General features: G+C 71.9%; 18 protein-coding genes and 1 pseudogene. 7 read left to right on the top strand and 12 right to left on the bottom strand.

The genetic code is table 11. The annotated features are described in order from the left end of the window. Nucleotides 1–124 precede the first annotated feature (124 nt). On the top strand, nt 125–3,586 hold the full coding sequence (locus EAO73_RS32460) for an AfsR/SARP family transcriptional regulator (protein WP_147975060.1): 3,462 nt from the start codon (nt 125–127) through the stop codon (nt 3,584–3,586). 51 nt (nt 3,587–3,637) lie between these two features. On the opposite strand, the gene EAO73_RS32455 is transcribed toward EAO73_RS32460, so the two are convergent. Then, a complete protein-coding gene (locus EAO73_RS32455) occupies nt 3,638–5,497 on the bottom strand; it encodes a sigma-70 family RNA polymerase sigma factor (RefSeq protein WP_191134328.1) in 1,860 nt (619 codons plus the stop codon). 221 nt (nt 5,498–5,718) lie between these two features. After that, entirely contained in the window at nt 5,719–6,576 is an 858-nt protein-coding gene (locus EAO73_RS32450; RefSeq protein ID WP_191134304.1) for a TetR/AcrR family transcriptional regulator, read from the bottom strand. Nucleotides 6,577–6,994: 418 nt separating this feature from the next. Between EAO73_RS32450 and EAO73_RS32445 the strand changes: the two genes are divergently transcribed. Continuing rightward, entirely contained in the window at nt 6,995–8,311 is a 1,317-nt protein-coding gene (locus EAO73_RS32445) for an NAD(P)/FAD-dependent oxidoreductase (protein WP_263576321.1), read from the top strand. Nucleotides 8,312–8,491: 180 nt separating this feature from the next. Next, on the top strand, nt 8,492–10,153 hold the full coding sequence (locus tag EAO73_RS32440; RefSeq protein WP_147975058.1) for a SpoIIE family protein phosphatase: 1,662 nt from the start codon (nt 8,492–8,494) through the stop codon (nt 10,151–10,153). Nucleotides 10,154–10,162: 9 nt separating this feature from the next. On the opposite strand, the gene EAO73_RS32435 is transcribed toward EAO73_RS32440, so the two are convergent. Beyond that, on the bottom strand, nt 10,163–11,458 hold the full coding sequence (locus EAO73_RS32435) for an MFS transporter (RefSeq protein WP_147975427.1): 1,296 nt from the start codon (nt 11,456–11,458) through the stop codon (nt 10,163–10,165). Nucleotides 11,459–11,614: 156 nt separating this feature from the next. On the opposite strand from EAO73_RS32435, the gene EAO73_RS32430 reads away from it, so the two are divergent. Together EAO73_RS32430 and EAO73_RS37455 are read left to right on the top strand one after the other, a co-directional pair. Further along, a complete protein-coding gene (locus EAO73_RS32430) occupies nt 11,615–12,169 on the top strand; it encodes a MarR family winged helix-turn-helix transcriptional regulator (protein ID WP_147975057.1) in 555 nt (184 codons plus the stop codon). Between the two features lie 594 nt (nt 12,170–12,763). Beyond that, nucleotides 12,764–12,943 (top strand): annotated as a pseudogene (locus EAO73_RS37455) (ATP/GTP-binding protein); the annotation flags it as partial. A gap of 583 nt (nt 12,944–13,526) precedes the next feature. Here the strand turns inward: EAO73_RS37455 and EAO73_RS32415 are convergent. From EAO73_RS32415 to EAO73_RS32380, 8 genes are all read right to left on the bottom strand, one after another. Beyond that, entirely contained in the window at nt 13,527–14,945 is a 1,419-nt protein-coding gene (locus tag EAO73_RS32415; protein WP_147975056.1) for an ATP-binding protein, read from the bottom strand. A 39-nt stretch (nt 14,946–14,984) separates the two neighbouring features. Beyond that, nucleotides 14,985–16,535: an SCO6880 family protein gene (locus tag EAO73_RS32410; protein ID WP_147975055.1), complete on the bottom strand. Its 1,551-nt coding sequence runs from the start codon at nt 16,533–16,535 to the stop codon at nt 14,985–14,987. Beyond that, on the bottom strand, nt 16,532–17,854 hold the full coding sequence (locus EAO73_RS32405) for a hypothetical protein (protein WP_147975054.1): 1,323 nt from the start codon (nt 17,852–17,854) through the stop codon (nt 16,532–16,534). Before EAO73_RS32405 ends, EAO73_RS32410 begins: the two co-directional genes overlap by 4 nt. Nucleotides 17,855–17,882: 28 nt before the next feature. Further along, nucleotides 17,883–18,743 (bottom strand): hypothetical protein, encoded by an 861-nt coding sequence (locus tag EAO73_RS32400; protein WP_147975053.1) that lies wholly within the window; start codon nt 18,741–18,743, stop codon nt 17,883–17,885. A 178-nt stretch (nt 18,744–18,921) separates the two neighbouring features. After that, nucleotides 18,922–19,230, bottom strand: a complete 309-nt coding sequence (locus EAO73_RS32395; RefSeq protein WP_018101695.1) for a hypothetical protein — start codon at nt 19,228–19,230, stop codon at nt 18,922–18,924. 279 nt (nt 19,231–19,509) lie between these two features. Continuing rightward, the gene (locus EAO73_RS32390) at nt 19,510–20,175 is read right to left on the bottom strand and encodes a DUF402 domain-containing protein (RefSeq protein WP_147975052.1); all 666 of its coding nucleotides are present in this window, start codon (nt 20,173–20,175) and stop codon (nt 19,510–19,512) included. Between the two features lie 76 nt (nt 20,176–20,251). Then, complete coding sequence (locus EAO73_RS32385; RefSeq protein ID WP_147975051.1) at nt 20,252–20,686, bottom strand: DUF6892 domain-containing protein; 435 nt, start codon at nt 20,684–20,686, stop codon at nt 20,252–20,254. A 90-nt stretch (nt 20,687–20,776) separates the two neighbouring features. Beyond that, nucleotides 20,777–21,562 (bottom strand): DUF4232 domain-containing protein, encoded by a 786-nt coding sequence (locus EAO73_RS32380; RefSeq protein WP_147975050.1) that lies wholly within the window; start codon nt 21,560–21,562, stop codon nt 20,777–20,779. Nucleotides 21,563–21,857: 295 nt separating this feature from the next. Between EAO73_RS32380 and EAO73_RS32375 the strand changes: the two genes are divergently transcribed. Continuing rightward, a complete protein-coding gene (locus tag EAO73_RS32375) occupies nt 21,858–23,021 on the top strand; it encodes a hypothetical protein (RefSeq protein WP_147975049.1) in 1,164 nt (387 codons plus the stop codon). 10 nt (nt 23,022–23,031) lie between these two features. Here EAO73_RS32375 and EAO73_RS32370 read toward each other — a convergent pair whose 3' ends face one another. Then, a complete protein-coding gene (locus tag EAO73_RS32370; protein WP_147975048.1) occupies nt 23,032–24,198 on the bottom strand; it encodes a low temperature requirement protein A in 1,167 nt (388 codons plus the stop codon). A gap of 172 nt (nt 24,199–24,370) precedes the next feature. Here EAO73_RS32370 and EAO73_RS32365 point away from each other — a divergent pair, with 172 nt between their 5' ends. Continuing rightward, nucleotides 24,371–26,089 (top strand): hypothetical protein, encoded by a 1,719-nt coding sequence (locus EAO73_RS32365; RefSeq protein ID WP_224756537.1) that lies wholly within the window; start codon nt 24,371–24,373, stop codon nt 26,087–26,089. Nucleotides 26,090–26,126 lie beyond the last annotated feature (37 nt).

Here is a 26,126-nt window from a genome sequence, read left to right as displayed (position 1 = left end):
CGGCAGGACTCCGGCGGGTCCGTGCGCCTCGCGATCTCCCGGCAGGTTCGGCGGGATCGTCCGGAGGCGTCCCGGTCCGTCCGACCGCCGCTCACCGGGGTGCCGACGGGACACAATGGGTGGCGTGCGGTATCTGATCCTGGGCGCCACCGAGGCGCGAGACGAGAGCGGTGGCGCTCTGCCCCTCGGCGGCGGCAGGCTGCGTGCCCTTCTCGCCGCCCTCGCCCTGCGGCCGGGTCGCCCCGTCCCCGTCGCCGATCTCGTCGACGACGTCTGGGCGGACGACCCCCCGGCGGACGCGCCCGCCGCGCTCCAGGCCCTCGTCGGGCGCCTGCGCAGGGTGCTCGGCCGGGAGGCGCTGGCCAGTACACCGGGCGGGTACCGCCTCACGGCCGCGCCGGACGACGTCGACCTGTTCGTGTTCGAGCGGCTGGCCCGGCAGGGCGCGGCCGAACTGGAGGCCGGGGCCCCGGAGGAAGCCGCCCGCACCCTGCGGACCGCGCTCGCGCTGTGGCGCGGCCCCGCCCTGGCCGATCTGCCCGACGGCGACCACGGCCATGCCCTCCGCCCCGAGGCTCACCGCCTGGCCGCCCTGGAGCGCCGCATCGAGGCGGACCTGCGCCGCGCGGCCGGCGCTCCCGGTGCGGCGCTCACCGCGCCCGCCCCGACGCACGCCACCGCCGCCGCGTCGGTCGGGCCGCCGTCCGTCGCGGGGCCCTGGGGAGCCACGGCCGCCGAGGCCCCCGCCCCCGCAGGAGCCACAAGCCGCAGCACCGCGGAGACCACCGCGCTGCCCGCCGCCGCCCTGGTCGCCGAGCTGACGGAGCTGACCGCCGCCCACCCGTACGACGAGCGCTTCCGGGTTCAGCTCATACGGGCCCTGCGCGCCGACGGCCGGCAGGCCGACGCGCTCGCCGCATACGAGGAAGCCCGCCGCGCCCTGGCCGACGGTCTCGGCACCGACCCCGGGCCCGAACTGGCCGCCCTGCACCGCGAACTGCTCGCCCCCGCGCCCGCGCCCGCCGAAACCGGGCTGTTTCACGTGAAACCCGCCCGGAGCAATCTGCGCCCCCGGCTGACCTCCTTCGTGGGGCGTGAGCCCGAACTGCGCGCCATCCACGACGACCTGACCCGGTCACGGCTGGTCACCCTCACCGGTCCCGGCGGCTCGGGCAAGACGCGCCTCGCCGAGGAGTCCGCGGCGCGCCAGGAGTCCGCGCCCGGCACCCTGCCACCGGACGTCTGGATCGCCGAACTCGCACCCGTGGAGGACCCCGACGCCGTCCCCGGCGCCGTGCTGTCCGCGCTCGGACTGCGCGAGACGACGCTGCTGCGGGACAACACTCTCGACGGCTCGCTCCCGCGCACCGACCCGGTCGACCTGCTCGTCGACCGGCTGGGGCACGGCTCCCGCCCCACGCCCGTCCTGCTCATCCTCGACAACTGCGAGCACGTCATCGGTGCCGCCGCCGCGCTGGCCGAGAGCCTGCTGACCCGCTGCCCCCACCTGCGCGTCCTCGCCACCAGCAGGGAGCCGCTCGCCGTTCCCGGCGAGTCCGTACGGCCGGTCGGTCCGCTGCCCGCCGACCCCGCCCACCGCCTGTTCACCGAACGCGCCAGAGCCGTACGCCCCGGATTCGACCCCAGCCACGGGCCCGCGCACGACGCGGACGCCGTCGCGGAGATCTGCCGGCGGCTGGACGGGCTGCCGCTCGCCATCGAACTGGCCGCCGCCCGGCTGCGCCTGCTCGGACCGCGTCAGATCGCGGACCGGCTCGACGACAGGTTCCGCCTGCTGACGGGCGGCAGCCGGACGGTGCTGCCCCGCCAGCAGACTCTGCGGGCGGTCGTCGACTGGTCGTGGGACCTCCTCGGCGAGGACGAGCGCACCGCCCTGCGCCAGGTCTCCGTCTTCGCGGGCGGCTGGGACCTGGCCGCCGCCGAAGCCGTCATCAGGACACCGGCCGCGCCCGGCCGGCCCGCCGCCGACACCGCCGACCTGCTCGGCGCCCTGGTCGACAAGTCCCTGGTCGTAGCGGCCCCGGCGGCGGACGGTGCGATGCGCTACCGCCTGCTGGAGACGATCCACGAGTACGCCACCGAGCGGTGCGCCGAGGCCCCGGAGGTGTGCGCCGCCGCCGAGAGCGCGCACACCGCGTACTTCCTCGCCCTCGTCGAGGAGGCGGAACCCCGCCTGCGCTCCGGCGACCAGCTCGCGTGGATCGAGCGCCTGGAGACCGAACTCGACAACATCCGGGCCGCTCTCCAGCGCACCACCGCGCCCGCGTCCCCCTCCGAAGCGGAGGCCGCCCGCCTGGCGCTGGGCATGGGCTGGTTCTGGTGGCTGCGCAACTACCGCCCCGAGGGCCTGTCCTGGACCCTGAAGGCCCGCTCGCTCGGCCCGGAGCCCACCGACGAGTCGGACCCCCGGTACTGGCCCCGGATGAACCTCCACCTGCTGTGGTTCTTCTACGCGGCGGAGAGCGGGCAGGTCACGACGGCGCAGGACGACGCCGCACTCCACGCGCTCGTGATCCGGGTGGCCGACGCGTTCGCCGCCTCCCGGACTCATGGCGTCCGTTTCCCGGGGCTGCTCTGGCCGATGACCGCGTATCTCACCGGCACGTCGGAGGACACCCGGGAGAGGATCGACCGGGCGGTCGACAACGCCCGTGCGCACGGCGGCCCGTGGGAATACGGCGTCATCCTGATGTTCCGTGCGCACATGATGGTCGACATGCCGGGGGGCATGCCTGGAATCGACGACGATCTCGACGAGCTGCGCGTCCTGAGCCGCCGCGTTGGTGACCGCTGGATGCGGGCCCAGGTCGCGAGCGCGGTGGCCGAGGCGGGCATGATGCGCGGTCGCTACGACGCCGCGCGCACCGCCTACGAGGAGGCGCTGCTGCTCTCCCGCGAGGTCGGCGCCCATGCCGAGGCCCCGTTCCACCTCGCCCGGCTCGCCGAACTCTCCTACCGCACCGGTGACCTGGCCGACGCCCACCAGCGGCTGGACCATTCCGAGGCCGAGGCCGAACGTCACCAGGCGCACGACGCCACCGCGTACGTCCACTACCTGCGCGCCACCATGGCGTACTACCGGGGCGACATCGCGGACGCCCGGCGGCTGCTCGGCAACGCCCTGGAGGAGGCCGGTCGCGGCGGTCCGCCGTCGCACTTCACCGTGGCGATGAGCGGCCTCTCGGCCCGGATCACCGTGCACGAACCCGGACCGGACGGCGGTCTCGTCGCCGGGGCGCGCGAGCTGACCGCGTCCCTGGTCACGGGGAAGGGGGCCCAGTGCGCCGAGATCGTCACGGGGAACCTGGCCGATGGCGCGGCGGCTGTCATCGCCGAGCTGGGCCACCACGCGGCCGCCGTCCGTATCCTCGCCGCCGCCGCGGAGTGGCGGCGGACGTCGAGCCCGAGGACCGAGGGGGAGCAGGCCGAGGTCGACGCGGCCGAGCGCCTGTGCCGCGAGGCGCTGGGGCCCGCGTGCTACGCGGAGGAGCGGACCGCGGGCGCCGGGCTGACCCTCGACGACGTCATCGGTCTGCTGGAGGGCATCGTCGCGGACCTGCCGTGAGCCGCGCGGTACCGGCAGCGGGGTCGCCTCGGCTGCTCCCGGTCACCGCGCTCAGCGGCAGCTGATGCGTGAATCGGCCCAGTCCGCGAGGGCGATTCCGCCGAACGGCTGCTCCGGCTCCACGACCAGCCGGATCCGCTTCTGCCCCGCCACGTTCACGCCGACCGGCACGGCGGGGTCGTCGCCGCGCACCACCGGGGACTGCCACAGCCGTGTGCCGTCCCCGCCGTACACCGAGAACCGCACCGCGCCGAGCCCCATCGTGAGGTCGTCGACTCCCACCATCGCCTCGTACCGGGTGCACTGACGGTTCAGCTGGATGACCACCGAGGAACGGCTGTTGACCGTGACCCCGTGGACGTAGCGCGAACCGCCGATCGACATGCCGGAGCGCTGCCAGACCCAGCCGCTCTCACCGAGCACCACCTCGGGCGAGGTGTGGTCGCCGAAGAGGGTGTAGTCCATCTCGCTGACCTGGTAGACCTCCGGCGCCGGCGGAGTCGGTTCGGGCTTCGGGGGCGTGGGCTTCGGCGGTGTCGGCGAGGGCACCGCGGGCGCCACGGCCGGGGGCTTGGCGGCGGGCTTGGCCTCGGGCCGGGGGCTGTCGTCGCCCACCAGCGCCCAGACGAGCCCGGCCGCCGCCGCGACGGCGACCGCCGCGGCGATTCCGGCCTTGGCCGGGGCGCCGAGCCCCTCGGAGGCCGCCGCACCACCGGCCGAGCCGGCGGAGGAGCCCCCTCCGGTCGCCGCCGCCGCTGCACCCGCCCCGGCGGCCCCGGCGGCGCCTCCCGCCACGATCCCGGCGGCCTTGAGGGCGTACCCCGCGGCGAACCAGCCGATGACCGCGACCGGAAGCAGCGCGGGGATACCGGCGTTGACCTGGGCCAGCTCGCCCGCCGCCACCCGGCACTTCGCGCACTCGTCCAGATGCCCCCGCAGCCCGCGCTCCGCCCGCATCCGCAACCCGCCCCGGGCATACGCGCCGAGCCGGTCGGCGTACCGCGCGCAGTCGCCGCCCGCGGTGAGCGCCTGGCTCACATGGGCCTGGAGGTAGGCCTGCTTGAGCCCTTCACGGGCGCGGCTGGCCAGGACCGAGGTGGCGTTCGCGGTCAGCCCGAAGAGCGGGGCGATGTCGCTGGGCGACTCCTCCTCGACGGTGGTGTGCCACAGGACCGCCTGCCAGCGCTCGGGGAGGCTGCGGAAGGCCCGCATGGCCATGGTCTGCTCGGCCTCGTGCATCGCCAGCACATCCGCGCCGAGGTCGAGGGTGTCCGCGTCCGACATCTCCGACGAGCGCGCGGCCTGGGCGGCGAACGCGGCGAAGTCGTCGACCAGGTGCTCGCGCTTCGCGGTCTTGGTCCAGGCGGCGGCCACATGCCGGACCGCCGTCATCAGGTAGGCGCGCACCGCCTCCTCGGGCCCCTTGCCGCCCCGTACCGCTTGCAGGGTCCGGGCGAAGACCTCGGCCGTCAGGTCGTCCGCGGTGTGCGCGTCCCGGCAGCAGGTGCGGGCGTAGCGGCGCACGGCCTGCGAGTGGCGCCGGAACAGCTCGTCGTACGCGAGGTCGTCGCCCTCGCGCATGCGCTGGATCAGCTGCGCGTCCGACGGACCGGCGGCGGCACCGTCCACGGAACCGGAGCCGCGCCCCGCCCGCTGCATCGGCACGGAGGGAATCGCCTCGGCGGGGCCCGCTCCGGGGCTCCCGGAGGCCCCCGGCGCACCGCCGTCCTCGACCGGCGCGGGCGGCCACGGCCCCGGCAGGACCGTTCCGCCTGCGTCGTCCTGGTCGGCCTGATGGCCGGGACCGGTCTGGCTCGGCACCTGGTGCCCGGACGAGCCGGCCGGCTCCGTACCGCCGCCGGCGGTGGACACACCGTCGTACGACTCTTCCCTCTGCCCGTCACCGCTCATCGCGGACGCCCCCGTATGCGCCATCGGACCCTGAATACCGGGCAAGCGTGCCACAGAGCGCCGATGCGGCGGGCCTCCAGTCCTGCCAACCACTCATCCGGGGCGTTCTCTCCGAGCGTGAGCACTACGGGGCACTCATTCGGGGAAGGAGCGAGCGGTTGCGTTGACACGCGACGGGCGGGGGGAGGGGCACCGCGGCCCCTCCCCCCGCCCGGTGTCCGTCACTCCGGCCGTGAGCGCAGCCCCTCCAGCAGGATGTCCAGCAGCCGGGACGAGGCCGCCGCCTGCTGAGCCGCGTCCGGCAGCGAAGGGGCCGCCGTCGCGATGACCAGCAGCACGTCCGACACCGTCACATCGCGGCGCAGCTCGCCCGAGGTCCGCGCGCGGTCGACCAGCCGTCCCACGACCTCCAGCAACTCGGCCGCACCGGCGCCCAGGTCCTCACCGCCGGTCTCCGGGGCGGACTGCTGCCCGGTCACCCGGCGTGCGGCCGTACCTGCCTCCTGCCGCTGCTGGGGCACCCGCGGCTCGTCCCCCACGGACTCCTCGGTCTCGCCGGCCACGACCGAGTCCTCGGCCTCCACACCGACCCGCAGTATCTGCGGGGGCAGAAGCCGCCCCGCACCCGAGGCCACGGAGGTCCGCAGGAAGCGCGAGAGCGCCGACCACGGCTCGTCCTCCTGGCCGAGCGCGGACCGTGCCTGGTCGGTCAGCCGGGAGGTCTCCTCCTCGGCTATCCGGCGCACCAGCACGTCCTTGCTGGGGAAGCGCCGGTAGACCGTGCCGACACCGACCCTGGCCCGACGGGCCACGTCCTCCATCGGGGCGCCGTACCCCAGCTCCCCGAACACCTCGCGCGCGGCGCGCAGTACGTGTTCCAGATTGCGCTGCGCGTCCACCCGCAGCGGGGCCGACCGCGCATGCGCGGACGCGACGCCGTTGCCCAGTGCGCCCACCGTGGTCTGAGGTGCCGGCGCCGTGGTGCCTGCCACCCCGTTGAGGGTGCCAACTGCCCCGATGTGTCCGTTTCCTTCAGGCGCGACAGCAGTGGTCGGCCAATGCGATTCCTGAATATCCATAACTGTTCCCCCGGTTATGACGTCTCCCCCCGGAGACTCCCGCCGTGTCAGTCGAGGTGGACCGATCGTCACCGTCCGACACCCCGACGACATACGAACATAGTTGAGCGAGGGTCAATTCAGAAGGGGGCAGTTCCGCCCGGAGCGCCCCCCGATCGGAGCAAGGACCGGTTGATCACCACTTGGTCCCGGGCCCTGCCCCGAAGCGCAGTGCCTGACCTGCGGGACTCGCGCATCAATGGCCCACCCGGCACCAACGGCCCGTCGCCAACCTCCGGTCACACAATTTGCCGGGGCTGTGGACAAACTCCGGTACACGTTGCGTCATGGGGTGGTGATGGCTTCAGCTTCCGGGGGTACGCCCCCCGGCCCCCCGCCGGCGACGCGCGTTCTCGTCGTCGGCGGAGGCTACGTCGGGATGTACACAGCGCTGCGCCTCCAGCGGAAGCTGAAGCAGCGGCTGAGAAGCGGCGAGGCCGAGATCGTCGTGGTCGCGCCCGAGCCCTATATGACGTATCAGCCGTTCCTCCCCGAAGCCGCCGCCGGCTCGATCTCACCGCGCCATGTCGTCGTACCGCTGCGCAGGGTCCTGCCGCACTGCACCATCGTCATCGGCGAGGCCCGGAGCGTCGACCACTCCAAGCGGACCGCCACCGTCACCACGCTGGCCAGCGGCGAGGACGGTACCGGCGCCCTGGAGATCGAGTACGACGAGATCGTCCTCGCGCCCGGCTCCGTCTCGCGCACCCTGCCGGTCCCCGGGCTCGCCGACCACGGCGTGGGTTTCAAGACGATCGAGGAGGCCATCGGGCTCCGCAACCACGTCATCGAACAGATGGACATCGCCTCCGCCACCCGCGACCCCGCCGTCCGTGACGCCGCCCTGACCTTCGTCTTCGTCGGGGGCGGCTACGCGGGCGTGGAGGCACTCGCGGAACTGGAGGACATGGCCCGCTACACCTCGCGGTACTACCACAACATCAAGGCCGAGGACCTGAAGTGGATCCTCGTCGAGGCCACCGGCCGCATCCTGCCCGAGGTCGGCGAATCCCTGGGCCGGTACGCGGTACGGGAACTGCGCGGCCGCAACATCGACGTACGCCTCGACACCCGGCTCGACTCCTGCGAGGACCGGATCGCCGTCCTCAGCGACGGCTCCCGCTTCCCCACCCGCACCCTCGTGTGGACGGCCGGCGTCAAACCCGCCCCGCTGCTCGCCGCCACCGGCCTCCCCCTCGACGAACGGGGCAGGCTGCGCTGCACGGCCCGGCTGACCGTCGAAGGGACCGAGCACGCCTGGTCCGCGGGCGACGCCGCCGCCGTACCCGACCTCACCGCCGGTGAAACCGGCCGTACGACCGCGCCCAACGCCCAGCACGCCGTCCGGCAGGCCAAGGTCCTCGCCGACAACGTCGTCGCCGCGCTCGACGGCGCTCCGCTCACCGAATACCGGCACAGCTACGCGGGATCCGTCGCCTCGCTCGGGCTGCACAAGGGCGTCGCGCACATCTACGGACGCAGGCTCAAGGGCTATCCGGCCTGGCTGATACACCGCATGTACCACCTCAGCCGCGTCCCCACCTTCAACCGGAAGGCACGCGTCCTGGCCGAATGGACGCTCGCCGGCCTCTTCAAACGCGAGATCGTCTCCCTGGGCTCCCTGGAGCACCCCAGGGCCGAGTTCGAACTCGCCGCGGGGCGGCAGCCCCGGCCCGACGGGGACGACTGTCAGTAGGGTCCGACACACTGGACGTGTGACCATGGGTGGGCCCACATCTGCACAGAGTGACCCGGCCGGCAGCAACCGACAGTGACCAGCGAAGACCTCCCCAGGAGCGCGGTAACGCGCCCTACGCCCCGGCAGACGAAGCACCCGCCCGAGCGGACCAGACCGACACACGAGGCCAGAAATTCCGTGAACTTCACGCGTTGGAGCGCCCGCCTCCCCGGTACGCAGCGTCGCGCCGCCCGGGAGGACCACAGCTCCGTACCGGCGGCCCGCGCCGAGTACAGCAGGGCCGAAGCGGGCGCAGGCCCGTCGCAGGACGGGCCCGCCGGCGTCCCCCTGCCCTCGGCGCCCGACCTGGAGGACCTCTCCGCCCGCGACATCCTGGGCCGGCTGCCCGCCCTCGTCGCCCTGGTGCACGGCCCCGGCCACCACATCGCCTACGTCAACGACGCCTATACCGCCGCATTCGGCCCCCGCCCCTGCGGCGCCCCGGCGGCCGACGCGATGCCCGAGCTGACCGAGATCGGCCTGCTCCCCCTCATGGACCAGGTCCTGCGCAGCGGGACGCCGCGCACGGTCAAGTCCCGCAAGGCCGCCGACGGCCGCTCGTACACCGTGACCTGCACCCCCGTGCGCCCCGACAAGGAGAGGGGCCGCGACGGCGGAGTCCTCGTATACGCGGCCGACGTCACCGACCACGCCGAGGCCGCCGAGCGGCTGCGCACCAGCGAGGGCCGCCACCGCGAGACCGCCGTCACGCTCCAGCGCTCCCTGCTCCCGCAGGAGCTGGAACAGCCCGACGACCTGCGGATCGCCGCCACCTACCAGCCGGGCGGCACGGACGCCGCGGTCGGCGGCGACTGGTACGACGTCATCACGCTCGGCGCGGGCCGCACCGCGCTGGTCATCGGGGACGTCATGGGGCGCGGGGTGCGCGCCGCCGCCGTGATGGGCCAGCTGCGCACCGCCGTACGGGCCTACGCCCGCCTCGACCTCCCGCCGCACGAGGTCCTCCAGCTGCTCGACGGACTCGCCGCCGAGATCGACGCCAGCCAGATCGCCACCTGCGCGTACGCCGTGCACGACCCCAACGAGGGGCTGCTCGTCTACTCCTCCGCCGGCCATCTGCCGATCCTCGTGCGCGACGAGGACGGCACGGTCCGCCGTGCGGAGGACCCGATCGGCCCGCCGCTGGGGACGGGCGGCTGGCTCCACACCTCGGGCACGATCCCGTTGTCGCCGGGTTCCACCGCCGTCCTCTACACGGACGGGCTGGTCGAGCGCCGCAGCGAGGACATCGACGAGGGCGTGGCCGCGCTGGAGCGTGCGCTGTCCGGTGCGAAGGGCGCACCGCAGGTCGTGTGCGACCGGCTGATCCGCTCCCTCAACGTCACCGCGGAGCACGACGACGACGTGGCGGTCCTGGTCGTGCAGCATCCCGCCCGCACGGGCGCCGCCGCCGAGCTGTTCCACAACGCCTCGCTCGACCTGCTCGGCGGCATCGAGGCGGCACCCCGCGCGCGTGCCTTCGCGACGGGGGTGCTCGCCTCGTGGCGTTTCCCGGTGGAGCTGTGCGATCTCGGGGTGCTCGCCGCCGGGGAGCTGGTCGCCAACTCCCTCCAGCACGGCACCCCGCCCATGCGTCTGGGCCTGCGCCGCACCGATCGCCGCCTGATCATCGAGGTGACGGACGGCGACGACCACCTGCCGCGCCGCCGCCGCGCAGAGCCGGCGGACGAGGCGGGCCGGGGCATCACCATCGTCGAGTCGATCGCCACGTCGTGGGGCAGCCGCCGCACGCCGGGCGGCGGCAAGGCGGTGTGGTGCGAGTTCGCCCTGCCGCAGTAGCGCGCGCGGTCAGCGCGCGGCGGCCACCGGGGCCGGCGCGCTCTCCGGCACCGAAACGGCGACCACCCGCGACGGCACCCGCGCGAGCGTGGGCTGGTCCTGTACGGGAGTGAGCCGTCGGCCGAGCCGCAGCGCGAGCGCGGTGATGCCCAGCGAGAACAGCACGAACGTCACGATGTACGGACCGTGCAGCGAGGCCCCCATCGGACCGCCGACTGCGGGCCCGACCGCCAGGGCGAGCTGCTTGCACAGCGCGAACGCCGAGTTGTACTGCCCCACCATCGACTCCGGCGCCAGGTCCGCGACCAGCGGCGCGACGGTCGGCGACAGCATGGACTCGCCGAGCCCGAACAGCGCGTACGTCGAGATCATCGCGGCCGTCGCCATGGTCTGGCTGCCGTGCCCGAGGCCCGCGTAGCCCGCCACGATCCAGGCGAACGCCCAGATCAGACCGACGGCGGCGATGACCCGGGTGCGCCGGCGGCGCTCCACGAGACGCAGCACCACGAACTGGGCGACGACGATGACGGCGGTGTTGGCGGCCAGTGCGATACCGAGCGTGGAGGGCTCGATCCCGGCGGCCTCGGTGCCGTAGGCCGCGAGCCCGGACTCGAACTGCCCGTAGCAGGCGAAGAAGAGCACGAAGCCCAGCACGCACAGCTGCACCATCGCCCGGTGCGAGAGCAGCGCCCGCAGCCCGCCCCCCGCGGCCGGTGCCCCGGCCGCCGCCTCCGGCGCGACCACGGGGGTACGCGGCATGCGCACGGTCGCCGCGATGGCACCGAGCACCAGGAACATCACGGCTTCGATGAGGAACAGCAGTGTGAACGACGCCGGGCTGCTGGTGTCGACGATCTGGCCGCCGACCAGCCCGCCGATGCCGAGGCCCAGGTTCTGCAGGAAGAACTGCATGGCGAAGGCCCGCGTACGGGTGGCGGCGCCGGTGCACCGGACGAGCATGGTGGCGAGTGCCGGCTGCATGACGGCGGTGCCCGCACCGAGCACCGCAGCCGACAGAACGGCTGCGGTGACCTGCGAGGACAGCCCGAGCGCGACGGCACCGAGGGAAGCGGCGACAGAGGCGGCGACCAGTACGGGCAACGGGCCGCGACGGTCGATCGCCCGGCCGGTGAACGGCAGGACGGCGAGCGCCGCCATCGCGAAGACCGCCAGCACGATCCCGGCCGTACCGGCGCCCAGATCCCGTACCTGCGCCACGTAGACGTACAGATACGGAACGGTGAACCCGAGCCCGAACGCGCTCAGCGCGCTGCCCAGCTGGATCCGCCGCAGTGCTGCGCCCATTTCCCTGGTCACACTCACCTTCCTCAAGCTCTCGGTGCCTGAGAGTCGTCCCAACCGAACGACTCGAACCCGAAGACTTTATCACTAAAGTTAGATGTTGAACACTACGACTCGAAGGACTTCGACGGCTATGGGTGGCGTGTCATACTGCGCGCCATGTCTGACACCACCGAGCCCGGACTCGAGGAGCCGAGCCTCGACGAGCAGATCGCCGCCTACCAGCGCGAGTACCGCGACCTGGACCCCCAGGTCGAACAGGTCGTCTCCGCCCTGGGCCGGCTGAACCGCCGGATGAACGTCGCGTACGGGAGACAGCTCGCCGCGCTCGGCATCAGCAACGCGGAGTGGGAGGTCCTCAAGACCCTCGTCCTGGGTGGCGAGCCGTACCGACTGGGGCCGGGCGAACTCGCCAAGCGGCTCGGCCTCACTCCGGCCGCGATGACGCACCGCATCGACCGCATGGCCGGCGAGGGGCTGGTGACCCGCGACCGGGACGAGAACAACCGCGTCCGCGTCATCGTCGAGCTGACGGACGAGGGACGTACGAAGTGGCTCGAAGCGATGCGGATGGCCACCGACTTCGAAGCGGACCTGCTCCAGGACCTCGGGAGCGAGGAGCGGGGGGTGCTCGGCGAGATGCTGACGCGGCTGCTGCGCAGGGTGGAGCACGCTCAGCCGGACGCCGGCGGCCGCCTCACCGACCTGGACTGAACCGCACGATCGGGCCGGCCGGGGAGGGGGTTGACACGCCTCTACGCGATCCGTAAGGTTCTTCGGGTTGCCACGGAGCCTGAAGGGTTCTGCGGCAACCGATCCCGCCGCATCTGCGGCAAACCAAACTCAGCACGATCTCCCGTTCGGGAGAATTTCGGCATGCCGAAATTCATTTCGAAGGCCCGATTATGAGCCGCCGGGAAAATCCGCTAGAGTTTTGGACGTCGGAACGGCCCAACGGCCGGGAGGACAAGCCCCGCTGACTGGGAATCAGGCCCGAAAGGATCCGATAGAGTCGGACTCGCCGGAAAGGGAAACGCGAAAGCGAAGAACTGGAAAGCGAAACCCGCTTCGGCCGGGAATCGGACACGAAAGAGTCTGATAGAGTCGGAAACGCAAGACCGAAGGGAAGCGCCCGGAGGAAAGCCCGAGAGGGTGAGTACAAAGGAAGCGTCCGTTCCTTGAGAACTCAACAGCGTGCCAAAAGTCAACGCCAGATATGTTGATACCCCGGCCTGCTTCGGCAGGTTGGTGGTTCCTTTGAAAGTCCTGCGAAACCTTCGGGTTTGGCAGGCAAAAACACAGCGAGGACGCAGTGGAATCGCCATGCCGATCCTGATGGCGATCGTCGGCGTCTGGCTCGAACACACCTGGATCAGGCCCGACCGCAAGAAGCGCATCTTCCTGGTCGAAGAGGCCTGGCACATCATCAACTCGCCCTTCGTCGGGGCGGCTCTTCGGTCCGTCGATCGCCGTGGGCACGGTCTCGGTGACGGGCTCCAAGGGAACGGGGGCCGTCTTGTGGAGGGCGTCGGGGGTGGCTCCCGGTTCCGGTTCGGGGAGCGTTGCCTCGTACGCGTACTCCTGGCGCTTGCCCCGCCGTCTGCGGGGGCGGCCCTTGCCCTGCTGAATCCGGCGCCGGGCCCGTTCCTCCCTGCGTACCTGTTCGTACTGTGCCAGCCGCTCGATGCGTTCCGCGCGGCGGCGGGCCAGCACGGCCCGCCAGCGGGTGATGACGCCCATCACGAACACCGACAGCACCACGAACACCATCAGTTCGCCGATGAGGAGGCCCCAGAACAGGCCGTACCCGGAGAGTTCGCCCGGGGGTGTGCTCGGCCAGGCGGCGGGCAGGTCGTGCGGGGCCTCCAGCAGTCGGCGCAGCGCGAGTGGTGTCTCGGCCAGGGTGACGTCCTCGGGCCAGGCACCGTGGGCGAGCAGGCCGGCGAATCCGGTGGCCGTCCAGGCCATCAGGGTCACCCCGAGGAGGAAGGCCAGCAGTCCGATGAGCAGACCGTCGGGGATGCCACCCCCTTTGCCGTCGCCGGGCCGGGCCCCGTCGCTGCCTGCCATGTCATGCCACCGTTGACTCGGACGACTCGTTCAGCCGCTGCTGGTTCTCGATTCTGGCCGCGCGCTCCTCGGCTTCGAGGTCGGCGGCTCGTACGTCGTCGGGGAGCAGGTCGCTCGTGGACGACTCGGTCATGGCGCGGTCGGTGAAGACGAGGGGGCGTTCGGCCTCGGTGATCAGGTGTTTGACGACCTGTACGTTGCCGTTGACGTCCCAGACCGCGATGCCGGGGGTGAGGGTGGGGATGATCTCGACCGCCCACCGGGGGAGCCCGAGCACCCGGCCGGTGGCTCTGGCCTCGTCGGCCTTCTGGGCGTAGATGGTGCGCGTCGACGCCATCTTCAGGATGGCGGCGGCTTCCCGCGCGGCGGCGCCGTCGACCACGTCACTGAGGTGGTGGACGACGGCGACGAAGGAGAGGCCGAGCCGGCGGCCGAACTTCAGCAGGCGCTGGAAGAGCTGTGCGACGAAGGGCGAGTTGATGATGTGCCAGGCCTCTTCGACCAGGAAGATGCGCTTCTTGCGGTCGGGCCTGATCCAGGTGTGTTCGAGCCAGACGCCGACGATCGCCATCAGGATCGGCATGGCGATCGAGTTGCGGTCGATGTGCGAGAGGTCGAAGACGATCAGCGGGGCGTCGAGGTCGATGCCGAAGGACGTCGGGCCGTCGAACATGCCGCGCAGGTCGCCGTCGACGAGCCGGTCGAGGACGAGGGCGACGTCCAGGCCCCAGGCGCGTACGTCGTCTATGTCGACGTTCATCGCCCGCGCGGATTCGGGTTCGGGGTGGCGCAGTTGCTCGACGATGTCGGTCAGTACGGGCTGGCGGTCGGTCGTCGTCGCGTTGACGTAGGCGTGGGCGACCTTGAGCGCGAATCCGGAGCGCTCGTCGAGGCCGTGGCCCATGGCGACCTCGATGATGGTGCGCAGCAGGGCGAGCTGGCCGGTGGTGGTGATCGCGGGGTCGAGCGGGTTGAGCCGGATGCCGCCGTTGAGGGCGGAGGTGGGGTCGAGGCGGATGGGGGTGAGGCCCAGTTCCTGCGCGATGAGGTTCCACTCGCCGACGCCGTCCTCGCCCTGGGCGTCCAGGACGACGACCTGGCGGTCGCGGAAGCGGAGCTGGCGGAGCACGTACGTCTTCTCCAGCGCGGACTTGCCGTTCCCGGACTCGCCGAGGACCAGCCAGTGCGGGGCGGGGAGCTGCTGTCCGTAGAGCTGGAAGGGGTCGTAGATGTAGCCCTTGCCGGAGTACACCTCGCGGCCGATGATCACACCGGAGTCACCGAGGCCGGGGGCGGCGGTGGGCAGGTAGACGGCCTGGGCCTGGCCGGTCGAGGTGCGGACGGGCAGCCGGGTCGTCTCCACCTTCCCGAAGAGGAAGGCGGTAAAGGCGTCCGACAACGCGGACAGCGGATCTCGCATGGCGTGACTGACCTCCCTCTCGGTGTCGCGGACTGGCCGTCAGTGGCGGATGCCGGTGGCGAACGGCAGGGTGTTCACGAAGGCGCGGTGGTGCTCGCGGTCGCACCATTCGAGCTTCAGGTACGACTTTCCGGCGGAGGCCCGGATGGTCCGCTTGTCGCGGGCGAGGGCCTCGGGGGAGCGCGAGGACACGGTGATGTACCCCACGAGGTTGACTCCGGCCGCGCCGCTGGCGAGATCTTCACCCCGCTGGTCGAGCCGGCCGTGGGCGGCGATGTCGCGGGGGTCGACGGTGCGGTTCATCTTGGCCTGGCGGCTGGCCTCGGCGTCGTCGTTGGTCTTCTCGGTCAGCATGCGCTCGATGGCGATCTCGGTGGGTTCGAGGTCCATGCAGACGGCGACGGTACGGATGACGTCGGGGGTGTGGACGAGGAGCGGGGCCAGGAAGTTGACGCCGACGGGGGTCATCGGCCACTCCTTCACCCAGGCCGTGGAGTGGCACCAGGGGGCGCGGGTGGAGGATTCGCGGGTCTTGGCCTGGAGGTACGTGGGCTCGACGGCGTCGAGCTCGGCGGGCCAGGCGTTGCGCTTCGTCATGGCCTGGATGTGGTCGATGGGGTGGTCGGGGTCGTACATGGAGTGCACGAGGGAGGCGAGCCGACTCTGGCCGAGGGGCTGGCGGACCCGGATGTCGGCCTCGGCGAGGCGGGCGCAGATGTCGGTGAGCTCGCGGGCCATGACGACGGCGAGTCCGGCGTCGCGGTCGAGCTTGCGGCCGCCGTGCGGGCGGGCGGCGCGGGCCATGGCGTTGGCCTCGGCGGCGAGCTCGCGGTTGAAGTGCATGCAGGCGACGAGGTAGGCGCGGTGCTGCTCGCTGGAGGTGGACACCATGGACTGGAGCTGGTCGTAGGAGTCCTGGAGCCAGTGGGGGGAGGACTTGTCGCCGCGCTGGGCGACGTCCTTGGCGTGGGCGTCCGGGTCGGCGGGGAGCGTACGGGCCAGCATCTGGAGGCGCGTGACGAAGCCGTCCCCGTTGGCGACGTGCTTGAGCAGGGTGCCGAACCGGTCGACGAGGGCTTCCTGGTCCTCGCTGTCGCGCAGGCCGACGCCGGGGCCCTCGATCTCGATGGCGGCGGTGACGGTGCGCCGGTCGGCGTGGAGGAGAACCGCGATCTCGTCGGGGCCGAAGGGGGCGGCGAGCCAGTTGATCCGGCCGATGCCGGGGGGCGGGCCGATCTCGACCTCGCGGCCGTCGGCGCGGGTGCCGGCCTCCATGGCGGAGGAGCGGTAGGCGGTGCCACGGCGCAGGGAGCGCTTGTAGCTGCGGTTGATCTCGAACCACTTGTAGAAGGTCCGGTGCCGGTACGGGACGTACACCATGGCGATGGCGAGCAGCGGGAAGCCGGTGAGCAGCACGATGCGCAGGGAGAGGACGGGGACGAGCAGGCCGCTCATCATGCCGAGGAACGCGCCCGCGATGATCAGGGCGATCTCGCCGGTCTCGCGGTTCTTGCCGACGATCGCGTTCGGCCGGGCGCGGCCGATGAGATACGTACGGCGGGGCGTCATCGGATGGGACTGTGTGCTCAACGCCCGCCACCTCCTGTGCGGTTGTTACCTGTGCTGCCTGAACCGCCGCGGGTGCCGCGGCTGCTGTGGGGGGTGCCGGAGGTGGGGCCGGAGCCGCTGCGGGGCGGAGGTGCGGCGGAGGGGACAGATCCGCCGCCGACTCCGCTCCCGCTGTTGCGGGAGCTGTGGGCGGCGACGCCGCCGCTGACCGGGTTGGCGGGCCGGCCGCCGCTGGTGTTGCCGCTGTTGTCCTGGCCGCCGCCGCGGCTGCTGTGGGTCTTGATGCCCTGGGAGACGAGTGCGGCGGGGGAGCTGATCATGGCGGCGGCCTGGGAGCCGTCGGTGGCCTGTTTGCGGTTGGTGCGGGCGCCCTGGATCTCGTCGCCGAAGCCGGGGACGAAGCGGTAGATCATGCCGGAGGCGAAGATGGCCAGCAGAATGATGGCGAGGCCGGAGACCACGGCGGAGAACGCGTCGGGGCCGTCCTCGGAGGACAGGGCGCCGGCCAGGCCGAGGACGACGACGATGACGGGCTTGACCATGATCACCGCGATCATGATGCCTGCCCAGCGGCGTACGTGTCCCCACATGTTCTTGTCGACGAGCCCGGCGTAGACGGCGGTTCCCAGGAGGGCGCCGACGTAGAGCAGGGCGGCGCGGATGACGAGCTCGAGCCAGAGGATGCCGGCGGCGAGGATCGACACGAGGGAGACGACGATCAGCATGATCGGGCCGCCGCCGATGTCGGAGTCCTTCTTGAGTGCTTCGGCGAAGGACCCGAAGAAGACGTCGGTCTGGCCGCCGGAGGAGGAGGCGATGACTTCGGTGACGCCGTCGGTGGCGGAGACGATCGTGTAGAGGATGAGGGGGGTGAACGCGGAGGCGAGGACGGTGAGCCAGAGGAAGCCGATGGCTTCGGAGATGGCGGTGGTGAGGGGGACGCCGCGGATGGCGCGTTTGGCGACGGCGAGGAGCCAGAGGACGAGCGTCAGGACGGTGGAGGCGGCGAAGACGATGGCGTACTGCTGGAGGAAGCGGGTGTTCGTGAAGTCGACGTTGGCGGTGCTTTTGACTGCGTCGCTGAGCTTGCCCACGATCCACGCGGCGGCGTCGGCGCAGCCGCGGCCGAGGGAGGTGAGCGGGTCGAGGGCGGGGTCGGTGTTGGCGGGTGGGGTGGACTTGTGCGAGCTGGCGTTGCCGCCTTCGCAGTAGTCCTTGGCGGGGCCGACGATGAGAGAGCACTTCCCGTCGTCGGACGGCGAAGGTGACGGCGAGGGGCTGGGAGCAGCTGTGACACGCGTCGCGACGACCACCAGGGTGGCCTGGATGCTCGCCAGCATTGCGCCCAACCGGAGCAGGTGCCCTGACTTAGCGGGCATAAGTGAACCCTCCGTACTCCTCGACAGCCTTGGCGATCTCGTCGGCACCGGAGGCAGTGCGGTCGGCGTTGACGGGTGCCGGGCCGTCCTTCTGGGAGAAGCTGTCGACCTTCCAGTCGTTGTTCTCCCAGCGGAGCTTCAGCGTCATCGTGAACCAGTCGTTGCTCACGGGGTTGGTGGAGCCGACGCCTGCTGTGCCGAAGACGCCGGTGCACCAGACCTCCACAGTGGCGGAGGTATCGGTGAACTGGGTCACCTTTGTTCCGACAGGTGCTGTCCTGGAAACGTAGGTCATGCCATCGCTGGCATTGCCGTTCTCGTCCAGGCCGACCTTGTCGAGGAAGTCCTTGTTGTACGCCTGGTCAAACTTGCTCTCGAGTTCTCCGACTCTCCCCGCGACGAAGACCTCGCGCACGATCTGCCCGCGTTGTGCGGGCTTGAGGATGTCGGCAGACACGAGGACGACCGAATAGTTCGCCGCCGCGCTCGCCGCCCCCTGTTCGTCGTGGGCGAAGCCCGAAGGGATGGTGCCGTTCTTGCCTGTTACCGGCTTGGTGCCCGTCGCTGCCGTCGGGGCGGCGTCGGCCTTGTCGGAGGTGCCGGTGCCCGACTTGGGGGAGGAGCCGTCGTCGCCGCCCATGTTCGCGAAGGCGATGGCGCCCAGGAGGAGGATCACCACGCCGGCGAACGTGATGAGGGAGCGTGAGTTGCGGGCCGGGCGGCGGGGGCCGTCGCCGGTGGGGCCGTCGGGGAGGCGGGTGCGGGTCTGACGGGTGCCGCCGATGGTGCTGTAGGCGTCGCTCGTGCGTCCCGCGTCTTTGCCGTAGCCGTCCTCGTCGCCGAGACTCATGCCGCGTACGCCCCCTCAACCGTTGCTCGGACCGTGTCGTAGTACGACGGTAGCCGTGCTGCTCTCCGCGCGGACGCGGTGTGGTGACTCGACATCAGGGGTACGCAACCTCTGCCGGTGGGCACGACGGACGGATGGGAGGGGTGGGGCGGGACGGCCCGGGTGGGGTGACGCGCGGTCAGACGGCCATCCCGTACACAATGGTGAACAGGGTGCCGAGCGATCCGATGATGAACACACCGGTCAGGCCGGCCACGATCAGCCCCTTGCCCTGTTCCGCGCTGAACGTGTCGCGCAGAGCCGTCGCGCCGATCCGCTGCTTGGCCGCTCCCCAGACCGCGATGCCGAGGCAGAGCAGGATGGCGATCGCCATCACTACCTCGATCATCACGCGGGCCTCGTTGCCGAGGGTCCCGAACGGACCCCAGTTCGGGGCGATTCCGCCGATGATGGTGGTGATGTCGCCCTTTTCAGCTGCCAGGATCATGTAAGTCACCGCCCCTGTTGGGTAGTTCGGCGCCCGTGCCGCACGGCACGGGTCACTCTCTATCTTCGCTGATGAAACTGGTTTCGTACGACGACTTCACGGCTCTCTTTACCCGGATCTCGCACATTTGACCGGTCTGACCGCCCTGACCTGCGGATCGAATCGGTGTATGGGCGAAATACGTATGGTTACTCTGTGTATCACGGAGAGTGACGTCGGGCAATGATCGTCATCACGCCAGACCGGCCGAGATGCCGCAAAGTGGTCGAACCCTGCTGTTCAGGGCGTCGGTCGGAGCAGCGGATGGCGCGGGACCGGTGGCCGGGACGGGGTTTTCCACGAGGACGGTGGCCGGAAGTCGCACCAGGAGCCGTCGAAGGGAAAGGTTCCGGCCTCGGCGAGCTGTGCGACCGTCGCTCCCTCGGACCGGATGGCGAGCGCTTCCTCGGCCGTCCAGTACGCGGGGTGGCCGGTCTTCTCCGCGAAGGACTGCTCGTCCTTCCAGCACCACGTCCGGTCCGGCGCGACGTTGATGTCCAGCTCGTGGTCGGTGATGTCGATGTCGGCGCCGTGATGGACGCGCCGTTCGAGATTGACGTACCAGCCGCGGAACGTGTGTCTGCGGCCGAACAGCCACAGCACCGAGTGCGCGGCCCCGCGCGGCTGGTAGAAGAGGGCGTCGCCCATCGGCCAGCGGCCCGCGACCACGGGGAAGCCTCCGGGAGGGCGTTCGTGCGGGTCGATGTCCCGCAGGTGGCTGACCCCGCGCGGCAGGGCGGTGCGCCACATCGGGGTGCCCGACTTCATCCACACCAGCTGTCCGGCGTCCGTGCGCTCGACGAGTCGTACGGGTACGGAGGCGCTGAGGTGGCCGCCTATGAAGAAGTTCCAGTGCAGGATCTGACCCGGCGTGCTGCTTGTGACGTCCCTCTTGTCCTCTTTCATGCGAGTGATCATTCCCGCAGCGGGCACGCCGGACACGTACGGGAGCGAGGGCCGGGCGCGGCCCGCTCACGGGCCGTCAGTCGGTGGCGATGCCGCGGCTCGCGAGGATGTCGGGGTCGAAGGCGGCGCCCATGCCGCAGTCGTCGACGCCGCTGATCAGGCGCAGGTTGGGCAGCAGGTCGAGGTCGTCGAGCGAGCGTACGTCGTAGAGGTCGTCCTCGCCGTCCCAGACCGGGGAGCACTCCTGGTACACCTGGAGCCCGCCGTCGAGGTCCAGCGTCTCCACGGTCGCCAGCAGTTCCGGGCTGATCTCCAGCGCCTCGAAGTGGGTGCGGGCCTCGTCGAGGACGGTGAACGCGAGGTCGTTGTCGTAGGCGTAGGTCTGCGGGTCGTCGATGCCCTTCGCCTTCAGGCAGTCGGCTATGCGGAACGCCGGGGTGAGCGTCTCGTCGTCGTACATGAGCTTCTCGATGACGAGCAGCTTGAAGTTGAAGTCGCGGAAGGCAGGCATGCCGGGATCGTAACGGGGCCCTCGGACAGACCGTCGTGGTCCGCCCGAGGGCCCGAGTGCTGCGTCGCCGTCCGCCACGGCGCGTCCGGGTCAGGACTTGGTGTTCGCCTGCTTCATGGAGGCCACCGCGTCGGCGACGGAGCGCTCGTACAGGCCGAGCTTCGGGGTGCCGACCTTCACGTCCGGGCCGAGGGGGAAGTTGAGCTGCTCGGCGTTGGGCATGTGGTCGCCGTCGGCGAGCACGTTCAGCTCGTTGACCCAGGTCACGCCGTTGCCGCCGCCCGGGTTGAGGTCGATCACGGCGATCGCGGCGGTCTTCGGCTTGACGGGGTACGCCGGGGCGCCGCCCAGGCCGCCGGGGACCAGCGGGGTGATGTCGCCGCTGTGGTCCGTGGCCTTCGATGCGCCCAGGCTGACGCGCGGGAAGTAGCTCAGGCCGCAGGAGTTCTTGCCGGTGTTGTTGACCTCGATCACGTGCTGGGTGGCCGAACCCTCGCGGGCGTACACGCGCACCGACAGGTCCGAGCTCTTGCAGGGGTGCTTGTAGGCGTAGTCGTCGCTGGTGTTGCCGCCGGTGGCCGCGCTCGTCGAGCCGCCCGTCTTCGCGGCGCCGCCCGTGGACTTGCCGGAGCTGGAGTTGACCGCCTCCGTGGAGCCGCCGCCCGTCTTCGCGCCGTCGGAGGCGGCGCCCTGGACGTCGTCCTTGGTGGCGTCCTTGGCGGCCACCGTGGCCTTGGTCGAGGCGGAGTTGTCGGCCGGGCCGGCCGCCTTGGTGCCGCCGCCGTCGCCGCCGCAGGCGGTGAGGGCGAGGGCGAGCACGGCGGTGGCGGCGGCGCCGAGGGCGGCGGTGCGCTTGCGGTTACGGATCGTACGCATGGGAATCCCCGAAGTCTGTGGCGGTCGAATGGTCGCTCGGTGCGGTCAGGGCCCGGGACCTGCGGCGAACCGCTCCCCCTCCGGACTGTCTGACACAGGAAGCTTCTCGTCCGCCGCTCATGTTCTGCTAACGCCTCCCTGACGTCCCGCTGACGTCCCTGGGGGCCGGGTTCGGGCCACCGGACACGCATGACCGGGTGGCTCTTCGGGAAGACCTCCGGCCGTGCGTGACTTCGGCGGTCCGATCACCGTTAGATGTGATGTGCCCAAGCCTGTCGTGTCCGCCGTGCCGCCCGTGACGACCGCTTCCGCCGGGGACGGTGCCGCCGCTCCGCCGCAGCCCTTCCTGCTCACACCGCACCAGGGGGAGGCCGCCCGTGCGCTTCTCTCGTACGTGGCGGCCCTGCCGCTGGACTCCGTCGACGCGCAGCTCCTCGCCGTCGTCGTGGCGGTCCGGGCCGCGCGGTCGGGGGCGGGCAACATCACGGGGACCGATCTGCGGTCGCTGCGGCTGGAGGACCCGGAGGGCGCCCTGGCCGAACTGGCCGCGGCCGGGTGGGAGGTCCCCGGGCAGCTGATCGGCGGGGACCCGGACACGCCCTTCGGCATCGTCGTGCCGGGTATGGCCCCCGGGCCCGGCCATGTGCTGCCGCTGGGCAAGGACGCGCGGTCGCGGGTGTCGGGCTGGTCCATGCGTACGAGGCTGGCCAAGCCCGTACGGAAGGGGTCGTCGGCGGTCCGGCTGGCCGCGCTGTTCCTGGCGGCCCACTGCTCCGCCGAGCTGGTCGGCCACGCGCCGGACGAGCTGCCCGTCGCCTGCTACGGGGCGGTGCCCACGCTCCTGGAGAAGGGGTTCCTCGCCGAGGTGAGCGGTCAGTCGTACCGGCTCGGTCCTGCGGTGGGGCACCTCGCGGGCCTGTTCCGTACCCCGGAGGAGGTGGCCGCAGCCGCGCGGGAGGCGGAGGAGCGGCGGGCGGCCCGGGAGACGGCGACCGTCAGCGAGGCGACGCCGGACAGCTGGGCGGCGTGGAAGGGGGACGTCAGCCCCGCGCTGCTGCGGCACGCGGAGGCGGTCGAGAACTGCCGGCTCTGCCGCCTTCCCTTCGGCCGGGTCGCGAACGCGTTCATGACGCCGCCCGCCCCCTTGCCCATGCCCCGGTCCGCCCTCGACGCCTACGACACCTGGCGGGCGGCCCACCGGGACTGCGGTCGCGAGGCCGCTCTGTTCACCGTGGCGTTCCGTACGGGGCACGGCCACGGGCCGTCGTACGGCCAGCTGTGCAAGGGGCTGGGGTGGAAGAAGCTGCCGAGGGAGCTGCGCGGGGTCATCGTGAGCACCCTCATCACCGAGGGCTGGCTGACCTCCACGCCCCCGGTGCCCTGGACGCTGCGGCCGGGAGGGACCGCCCACGCGCAGGGAATCGTCCTGCCGGGACAGGTGGCGCGGGCCGGCCGCTGAGGGCCCGCGGTCACCGCTTCCTGGCGGCCAGGAGCAGGGTCGCCGCGATGAGGAGCGCGGTGATGATGCCCGTCGTCAGGATGGGGGACGGGGCGAACGTGGCCGCCAGGACCGCGAGCACCGCCACCGGGTGCAGGACGTCGGCCGCGCGGCGCAGTTCGGCGGTGCGGTGGTGCAGCAGCCACACGAGGGCGATGAACACGGCGACAGGGACGGTGTAGACGGCCGCCGCCGTGCGGTCGGAGATGTGGCCGTGGCCCTCGGTGTGCGCGACGTTGAGGGCCAGTCCGGCGCCGACGGCCGCCGCCGACGCGAAGACGAGGTAGTGCCCGTACCCCCACAGCAGCGCTGTGCGCAGGCTCGTCAGCAGCCGGGGCGCGCTCTGTGCGAAGTAGAGCCACCACAGGGCGAACACCGTCAGCAGCCCGCCCGCCACCAGGGCGGCGAGGTCGCCGAGCGCCGCGTGGGTGTCCAGGGCCGTGCGGACGGCTCCGGTGGCTGCGGTGATGGATTCGCCGAGCACGATCAGGGTGAACAGGCCGTACCGCTCGGCGATGTGGTGCGGATGCCAGGTGGTGGTGGTTTTGCGTTCCGCCAGGGCGGGAACGGCGATCTCCGCCACCACCAGGACAGCGAAGGTGGCGAGCCCGGTGTCCTCGGGCAGGGCCAGCCGTACGACCCAGCCGATCTGCACCAGGAGGATCCCGCCCGCGTACGCCAGGCAGGTGCGGCGACGCTCCCGGTCCGCGCGTGCGGCGCGCAGCCATTGGGTGACCATGGCGAGCCGCATGATCACGTAGCCCCAGGTGATGACGGTGAAGTCCTCGTGCTCCAGTGCCTCGGGCGCGCCCGCCGCGAGGACGAGCGCGCCGGTGATCTGTACGAGCGTCAGCAGCCGGTACGGGACGTCGTCGGTGTCGTACGCGGAGGCGAACCACGTGAAGTTCATCCACGCCCACCAGATCGCGAAGAACACCATGGCGTAGCCGAGGACGCCGTGGCCGATGCGGCCCGCGGCGAGTTCGTGCTCGAACGCGGAGGCCGCCTGGGCGACGGCGGCGACGAAGCAGAGGTCGAAGAACAGCTCCAGCATCGTCGAGGCGCGGTGCTGCTCGTCGGCGCTGCGGGCCACCATGGGCCGGTGCCAGAAGCTGGGGGAGGGGGACGATGAGCTCATGGGTGCGCATTCTTCCGGCTCGGCGGGGCGGAGCGGTGCGGACCGCGCCCGGTGGAAAACGCTGGCACCCGTGGCGGAGCTCTGCCAGACTCCGGGCCATGACCTATGGAATCGAGAACCACCCCGCCCGTTGAGCGCCCAGGAAGAGCGTGGAGCGCTCACTTCCCGGCCCTTGTCCCTGTACGCGTGCGCGCTGCACGTCCGGAACGCCGAGCCCGAGGGCGAGTGGTGCCTGGCGGACGCGGCACCACCCGTTCCCCGCCCCGTCCCGTCCAACCGGCCGAGCCGTGACTTCACCCGGACCAGGGACGAGTTGGCCCGCCTGCTGGGTCCGCTGCTGGTCGCCCCGGACGCCGTCGAGTCGGCGGCGGAGGTGCACCGGCGGCTGGCGGCCATGGACCCGCCCGTCCGGCACCGCACCCTGCGTCCTCTCGTCGCCGGGCTGCCGGTGGAGAACGAGGAGCGGGGGCGGGCCCTGGCGCGTGTTCTGGTGCGTACGGGCACCGGCTACCAGGCCGTCTGCACCGGTCTCGTCCTGCTGGCCGGGCTCGGTGAACCGGAGGATGTGCCGTATCTCCGTACGCTCGGCCTGCTGCGGACCCTCGTACGTCCCGTTGTTCACGCGCTCGACGCCATCGACAGACCGGCTGCCGCAGTGCTCGCTCTGCGCGACCACAACGGGGCGCCCGAACTCCGGCCGCTGCTCGCCGCACTCGACTCCGGTGACCGTGCCGCCATACGGGAGCGGGTCGTCGCGCTGCCCGGGGATGTGTCGCCCGAGGTGGCCCGGAGGGTCGCGGAGGCGTCCAGGCTGGCGGAGCTGCTGCCGGTGGTCCATGAGCTGCCGGCCCCGAAGGGTGCCGCACTGGTCGCCCAGGCGGGCCGGCTGCTGTTCCGCATGACCACGCTGCACGACTACCAGCCCGAGATCCTCTCCTATCCCGACGGCCCTCGCGCCTACGGGGAACTCGCGCGGGGTGCCGGTCTCCTCCCGCCCACGCCCGACCACCAGGCGCTCCTGCTGTCCGCCGTCCAGGAACTCCGTACGGGGCCCGCGATGCTCCACGACTGGGGGCCGGGGCGGAGGGAGGCGGCGCTGTCGGAGCTGACGGCCGTCCTGAACCGGCCCGCGTGGCAGACGCTGCCGGACCGGGAGAGCGACGATCCCGGCGTGCGCCGGAGGCTCGCGTGGATCCGGCGCACGCGGGCGTACGTGCTGCGCTCCCCGCACGCCCCTTCTGCGCGGCTGCGCATCGAGATCCACGACCGCGATCCCGCCGACCGGGCGACGGTCGAGGCGCGCATCCTGGTCGACGGGCGCCCGCTCGTGCCGGAGTACTTCGGCCGGGGGCCCGCCAACGCGCCGGAGGAACTGCTCGACACCGGGCTCCTGCGGGCCACGGACGAGCCCCGCGAGGTGCAGCTCGCGGAGGCGTACTGCACCGAGGGCTGCTGCGGAGCGCTGTATGTCACCGTCCGGCGCGACGGGGACCAGGTCGTCTGGGGCGGGTGGCGCTGCCCGGTCCCGCCCGGCGGTAAACGCGAGATGCCGGAGATCCGCTTCGAGGCCGCCGCGTACGACGCCGAGATCGCCCGCGCGGAGGGCGACGACAGCTGGGCATGGCCCGCCCGCCGGGCCGCCCGGCTGACCGTCGCCGGACTGCGCGGCCGGCCGGACCTCCTCACCCGGTGGAACGTCCGGCTCGGCTGGACCGGTACGGCCTTCAGCGACCCCGAGGTGACCGTGATCAGCCTCTTGTACGACGCCGAGGACGGCACCGCGCGGCAGATCCTCTGGCGCGTCCCGGAGGACGGCACCTCGCCGGAGGACCGTGCGGCGGCGGCGCTGGACCGGCTGACCAGGGAGGACCCGCGGACGTACGGACGGTAGCGCCGGTCCACCGTTCGGGTGATCCGTCGGCGGGGGC

The sequence above is a fragment of the Streptomyces sp. col6 genome, from assembly GCF_008042035.1.
Lineage (GTDB): Bacteria > Actinomycetota > Actinomycetes > Streptomycetales > Streptomycetaceae > Streptomyces.
Note: the sequence above shows the minus strand (reverse complement) of the source record. Positions and strands in the feature narration are given on the sequence as shown.

Coding starts and splice junctions, on each gene's coding strand:
- EAO73_RS32455 (WP_191134328.1), bottom strand. CDS start 5,497: ATGAGCGGTGACGGGCAGAGGGAAGAGTCGTACGACGGTGTGTCCACC.
- EAO73_RS32450 (WP_191134304.1), bottom strand. CDS start 6,576: ATGGATATTCAGGAATCGCATTGGCCGACCACTGCTGTCGCGCCTGAA.
- EAO73_RS32445 (WP_263576321.1), top strand. CDS start 6,995: ATGTACACAGCGCTGCGCCTCCAGCGGAAGCTGAAGCAGCGGCTGAGA.
- EAO73_RS32435 (WP_147975427.1), bottom strand. CDS start 11,458: ATGGGCGCAGCACTGCGGCGGATCCAGCTGGGCAGCGCGCTGAGCGCG.
- EAO73_RS32430 (WP_147975057.1), top strand. CDS start 11,615: ATGTCTGACACCACCGAGCCCGGACTCGAGGAGCCGAGCCTCGACGAG.
- EAO73_RS32415 (WP_147975056.1), bottom strand. CDS start 14,945: ATGCGAGATCCGCTGTCCGCGTTGTCGGACGCCTTTACCGCCTTCCTC.
- EAO73_RS32405 (WP_147975054.1), bottom strand. CDS start 17,854: ATGCTGGCGAGCATCCAGGCCACCCTGGTGGTCGTCGCGACGCGTGTC.
- EAO73_RS32400 (WP_147975053.1), bottom strand. CDS start 18,743: ATGAGTCTCGGCGACGAGGACGGCTACGGCAAAGACGCGGGACGCACG.
- EAO73_RS32395 (WP_018101695.1), bottom strand. CDS start 19,230: ATGATCCTGGCAGCTGAAAAGGGCGACATCACCACCATCATCGGCGGA.
- EAO73_RS32390 (WP_147975052.1), bottom strand. CDS start 20,175: ATGAAAGAGGACAAGAGGGACGTCACAAGCAGCACGCCGGGTCAGATC.
- EAO73_RS32385 (WP_147975051.1), bottom strand. CDS start 20,686: ATGCCTGCCTTCCGCGACTTCAACTTCAAGCTGCTCGTCATCGAGAAG.
- EAO73_RS32380 (WP_147975050.1), bottom strand. CDS start 21,562: ATGCGTACGATCCGTAACCGCAAGCGCACCGCCGCCCTCGGCGCCGCC.
- EAO73_RS32370 (WP_147975048.1), bottom strand. CDS start 24,198: ATGAGCTCATCGTCCCCCTCCCCCAGCTTCTGGCACCGGCCCATGGTG.